This is a genomic window from Amycolatopsis rhizosphaerae (genome assembly GCF_007713715.1).
GTDB classification, from domain to species: domain Bacteria; phylum Actinomycetota; class Actinomycetes; order Mycobacteriales; family Pseudonocardiaceae; genus Amycolatopsis_E; species Amycolatopsis_E rhizosphaerae.
The window spans coordinates 1-5,352 of the sequence record NZ_VJWX01000483.1 but is presented as its reverse complement, the minus strand read 5'-3'; the positions used below and the strand labels follow the sequence as shown (position 1 = coordinate 5,352).

Genomic DNA, 5,352 nt, shown 5'->3' with positions numbered 1-5,352 from the left:
GGTCCCAGTCGTCGGCGGGCACGGACAGGAAAACGGGTCCGCGGGGCGGCTGGGTGGCCATCCGGTAGGCGCGGGCGAACGCGGCGGGCACGTCCTCGGCGCGGGCGGGCTGGTTGCTCCATTTCACGTACGGCCGGGGGAACTCCGCCGCGTCGAGTGCGCCGAGGAACGGGTCGCCGGGCAGCAGTTCGCGGGCCTGCTGCCCGGCCAGTACGACGAGCGGGGCGTGGTTGTGGAAGGCGGTGACCAGACTGCCGAGACCGTGCCCGAGTCCGCCCGCGGAGTGCAGGCTGACCACGGCCGCTTCGCCGGTGAGCTGCGCGTAGGCGTCGGCCATGGCCACCACGGTGGACTCCTGGAGGCCGAGCACGTACCGGAACTCGTCCGGCCAGCCGGTCAGGAAGCCGAGTTCCGTGCTGCCGGGATTGCCGAAGACGGTGGTGATTCCCCAGTCGCGCATCAGCGCGCGGACCGCCTCCCGCACCGTGGTGACGGCCATGTCAGCTCGCCTCGCCGACGACCGCGCGGTGTCGCAGCAGCCGGGCCACTTCGCCGCGCAGGGCGACGAACTCGGCCGACTCGCGGGTGGTGATCTGGTCGCGTTCGGCGGGCAGGTCGACGGTGAGGTCGGCGACGATCGAGGCGGGCGAGCTCGAAAGCACGAGCACACGGTCGCCGAGGTAGACGCTTTCGTCGATGTCGTGGGTGACGAGCAGGATGGTGGTGTCCTGCTCGCGCCGCACCCGCCGCAGCAGGTCCTCCAGTTCGAACCGGGTCTGCGCGTCCACCGACGCGAACGGCTCGTCCATCAGCAGCAGGGCGGGCCTGCTGGCCAGTGCCCGCGCGATCGCCACCCGTTGCTGCATGCCGCCGGACAGCTGCCACGGAAACCTGCGGTGCGCGTCGGCAAGGCCGACCCAGTCCAGTGCCTGCCGGGCCCGCGAGGCCCGTTCACGGCGGTCCAGACCCGCCGAGCGGAGTGGGAATTCGACGTTGCCCGCCACGGTCAGCCAGGGGAACAGGGAGCGGCCGTAGTCCTGGAACACCACGGCCAGTTCGGGCGGCACCCCGTCGACTTCGGTGCCGTGCAACCGGATCGTGCCGCCGGTGGGCCTGGTCAGGCCGGCCACGCAGCGGAGCAGGGTCGACTTGCCGCAGCCGGAGTGGCCCACGAGGCAGGCGAGTTCGCCGGCCTCGACGGTGAACGACAGGTCTTCCACAGCGGTGTGGGCACCGGGACCGGTGCCGAAACGGTGACGGAGCGCCTTCACTTCGAGCATGGCAGGCACGGTTTGCCTCCTCGTCTTCACGGCTTCCGCTGCGCCAGGAGTGGGTGATATAGATCACTCGAACTGCGAGTGGGCGGCGCGGAAATTACAGAGAGTGTCGGGCGGCGATCAAACTAGTCCGAATCGGTCAGGTCAGTGTCCTTTTTGGCAACCGCCTTTCTTGCCTTTGCCCAGGAAGGGTTACATCTTCACCGCCTCTTCGCTACCCTCTGCATCTGCACACGAGGTTGGCCCGAATGCTGGTGGGATTGACGGTGGTACAGCGGTGCCGAATGAAGACACGCCGGGCGTAGCCGGGACGCCTGAGCAGCAGACTTCCGCGCGCTCGACCGGGTCACGGCTCAGCCTGCGAAACTGGAAACTGCGGTCCAAGTTCGCTCTGGTGCTCGCCATTCCCACGACCACCGCACTGGTGCTCGGCGGGCTTCGCACGGTGGACGAGATGCGCGCCGCCGACCAGTTCGCGCAGACCACCGCGCAGGTCGATCTCGCGATCAAGGTCACCGATGTGGTGCATCAGGTGCAGCACGAGCGGATGCTCGCGGTTTCCAAGATCATCAATCCGGGCGACGTCGACCTGCAGACCGCGCTCAACGCGCAGATCCAGCAGTCCGATACGGCCGTTTCGGCCTTGCGCGACGCGGCGGCGAAACTGGAACTGGGTGACTCGTCCGGCAAGGTGCGTTACGACCGCGGCCTGGCCAGGCTGGAAGCGCTTGCTCCGCTGCGCACCTCGGTCAACACGCCGCCCTACACCGAACAGGCCGCGTTCACCGCCTACTCCTCGGTGCTGGAATCGCTGGTCCGGTTGGGCCGCGAGATGACCTCCGCGATGACGGACCCCGATCTGCTGCGACAGGCGGGCAGCCTGCAGGCGATCAGTGAGGTCAAGGAAGCCGCGGCGCGCGAGGACGCCGCGCTGAGCATCGCCGCGCTGCGCAACGAGTTCGGCGGCGTCCTGCTCGACCAGGCACGCTCGGCGCAGTTCAGCGGCGCCGCGGCACTCGCGCTGTTCGAATCCGAGGCAGGCCCGGACCAGATCCAGCTCTACACCGACACGGTCAGCGGGCCCGAAGTGGACGGCCGGGAGCGCCTCGCCGCCACCGCGTTCGCGCGAGCGGCCAACGGCGTGCCGATCGGGATCAACCGCGCCGAACTGGCCAGCGACAGCGCCACCACGCTCACCAAGCTCCGCGGCATCGAAACCACGCTGCTCGGCAGGCTGCGGGCGAGGACGGACGAGCTGGCCGGCGCCGCGACCACCGCGGCGTGGCGCGACAGCGCCATCGTGCTGTTTGCGATCATCGTCGCGCTCGTGCTGACCGTCCTGGTCGTGCGGATGATGCTGAAACCGCTGCGGGTGCTGCGGACCAGTGCGCTGGAAATCGCCTACCACCGGCTCCCGCAGACGGTCACCAAGATCCTCGAGGACTCGGACCCGGTGGCCGCCTCGGCGAACGCGGTCGAACCGGTGCCCATCACCACCCGCGAAGAGATCGGCGAACTCGCGCGCTCGTTCGACGCCGTGCACGAGCAGGCCATCAAGATGGCGGCGGAGCAGGCACTGCTGCGGGAGAACGTCAACGGCATCTTCGTCAACCTGTCGCGCCGTTCGCAGCGGCTGGTGGAGCGCCAGCTCGGCGTGATCGACCGGCTGGAGGCCGACGAGCAGGACCCCGACCACCTCGCGAGCCTGTTCGAACTCGACCACCTCGCGACGCGCCTGCGCCGCAACGGCGAAAGCCTGCTGGTGCTTTCCGGCGCGGGCCTGGCCAAGTCCGTGCCCAAGCCCGTCTCGGCCGCGGACGTGATCGGCGCCGCGGTGTCCGAGATCGAGCAGTACGCGCGGATCGAGGTGGGCGTCATCCCGGAGGTCGCGGTGCGCGGGCTGACCGTGCACGACCTCGTGCACCTGCTGGCCGAACTGCTGGACAACGCCGCCTACTTCTCCGAACCCGAAACCAGGGTGAGCGTGCGGGCGGTGGTCACCCGGCGGAAGGCGCTGGCCATCCAGATCACCGACCGCGGGGTCGGCATGTCGGAGGAGCAGATCGCCGAAATCAACCGGCGGCTGGCCGACCCGCCCGAACTGGACGTGTCCGTGACCCGGCGGATGGGTCTGTACGTGGTCGCGCGGCTCGCGCAGCGCCACGGCATCGAGGTGCGCCTGCGGGAGAACGAGGACATCGAGGGCGGCGTGATCGCCCGGGTCGTGGTGCCCGCCGAACTGCTGGGCCCGGTGACCGTGGAAGCGCCTTCCCCGCCGACCCCGGCGGAGACCTCGCTGCCCGAAATCGCCGCCGTGCCCGCCCAGCGGCCGCGCCCGGTGTCGGCGGCCGCCGAGCAGTTGTCGGCGGAGCTGACCCCGCTGGCCCAGCCGATCAGCCTGGACGAGCTGGTCGCGGGTTCGCCGAACGCCGCCTACCTGAGCCGGGGGTCCACCAGCGGCAGCCTGCCACTCGACGGGCACCCGGCGATCGAAGAGCCGGCGGCCGTCGGGCCGCTCGAGCTGCCCCGGCGCGAACCGCGTTACATACCACCGGAACCGCAGGTGGAACCGCCCGCACCCGCCATCGGGGAAAGCGCCGTGCTCGACGACGACGTGCCGACCAGGCGCCTGCCGATCTACCAGTCGGTGGTGTCCCGCTGGTTCAGCGCAGACGGCACAGACGGCGAAGACGGCACCACCGACACAAGCGGCACCGGCGACACCCCGGCGGAGACCGACGAGCAGGACGTCCTTGGGGAGGGGTCCGAAAATCCGATGACGGGACAGCTCGACGAGCCGGCTGAGCCACTCGGGCTCCAAGAGCCGCGAGCGGACACCGAAGACGACTGGCAGGGTGTCGCGGACGCGGGCTGGCAGGCCGCGCAGGCCCTGTTGGAGTCCAAGAACGAGGAAATCACCACGGCGGGCCTGCCCAAGCGGGTGCCCAACGCCTACCTGGTGCCAGGATCGGTGAACACGAGCGGCACCGGGTCGTTCGTCGACGAGACGCTGGGACTTCCGGGCCCCGGCGCGGTTTCGCGATCCGCCACCGCTGCCCGTGACCGGATGGCGAGCTTCCAGCGGGGTTACACGTCCGGCCGCCACGCCCTGGAGGGAAACCGGGGCGCGGCGGGCGAACAGAGCGTTTCGGTCAGCGGCGGGGAGCAGTCTCCGCCCGAGTACGGCAGTGAGGAGTGACCAGTGACGCGGGCGGGTTCCATCCAGCCGGGCGGCTCGAAGTCCACCAGCGGTCCGAACGGTTTCGCCTGGCTCATCACGGACTTCGTGCAGCGTGTTCCCGGTGCGGCGCACGCCGTGGTGGTGTCGGCGGACGGCCTGATGCTGGCTTCGTCCCGAGGACTGCCCAAGGACAGGGCGGACCAGTTGTCCGCGGTGGCCTCCGGGCTGACGAGTCTGGCGCGCGGTGCCGCTAAAGTCTTCGAAGGCGGTCCGGTCGCGCAGACCGTGGTCGAGATGGCCAACGGTTTTCTCTTCCTGATGTCCGTTTCGGACGGTTCTTGCCTGGCGGTGCTGGGCTCGCCGGACAGCGACATCGGCCTGGTGGTGTACGAGATGACTTTGCTGGTGGACCGGGTCGGGCAGCAGCTGACACCCGAATTGCGGGCCCAGTTGCAGGGAGCCGCGCGCGGGTGACGCGCCGGGCACGGAGGGACTGGGAGTGGACGCGGGGCGATCGAAGGACTTCAACGGGGACCGGACGGGGACGGCTTCCGGCCCTGACCCGGCCCTGCCGGGCGGCGGGCAGGCCAGGGACTGGAGCAGGTTCCGGGTGCGGGGCGACCGTGAAGGGCGCAGGCGCCGTGCGGTCGCGGTTCCCGTCGACGACGGTGGTCCGGCCGGGCAGCCGGCTTCCGAGGGCGGATACGACGTGCCCGAATACGGGGTGACCGACTTCGGTGACCGGCTGCTGTCCGGACCGGCCTCCGAACTGTTCGGGGGCGGGCCCGCCAGTGGTCCGGGGCCGGATTCCGGGTACCGGGTGATGGCACCGGCCCCCGGCCCGTCCTCGCGGCGCGGTGCGGGTGTCTGGACCGACGGGCATCCCAGTTACCC

At 70.3% G+C, this 5,352-nt stretch carries 4 protein-coding genes and 1 pseudogene; 3 read left to right on the top strand and 2 right to left on the bottom strand.

Annotation, left to right across the window (positions count from 1 at the left end; genetic code table 11):
* Both FNH05_RS31195 and FNH05_RS31190 read right to left on the bottom strand, forming a co-directional pair.
* Positions 1-499: thiamine pyrophosphate-binding protein (locus tag FNH05_RS31195; RefSeq protein WP_246128047.1), on the bottom strand; the 499-nt coding region annotated here is incomplete at its 3' end.
* A 1-nt stretch (position 500) separates the two neighbouring features.
* Entirely contained in the window at positions 501-1,289 is a 789-nt protein-coding gene (locus FNH05_RS31190; RefSeq protein WP_144592439.1) for an ABC transporter ATP-binding protein, read from the bottom strand.
* Positions 1,290-1,671: 382 nt separating this feature from the next.
* On the opposite strand from FNH05_RS31190, the gene FNH05_RS31185 reads away from it, so the two are divergent.
* From FNH05_RS31185 to FNH05_RS31175, 3 genes and pseudogenes are all read left to right on the top strand, one after another.
* A complete protein-coding gene (locus FNH05_RS31185) occupies positions 1,672-4,476 on the top strand; it encodes a sensor histidine kinase (protein WP_246128046.1) in 2,805 nt (934 codons plus the stop codon).
* A gap of 3 nt (positions 4,477-4,479) precedes the next feature.
* Positions 4,480-4,932 (top strand): roadblock/LC7 domain-containing protein, encoded by a 453-nt coding sequence (locus FNH05_RS31180; RefSeq protein WP_144592437.1) that lies wholly within the window; start codon positions 4,480-4,482, stop codon positions 4,930-4,932.
* Between the two features lie 25 nt (positions 4,933-4,957).
* Positions 4,958-5,352, top strand: a pseudogene (locus tag FNH05_RS31175) (hypothetical protein); the annotation flags it as partial.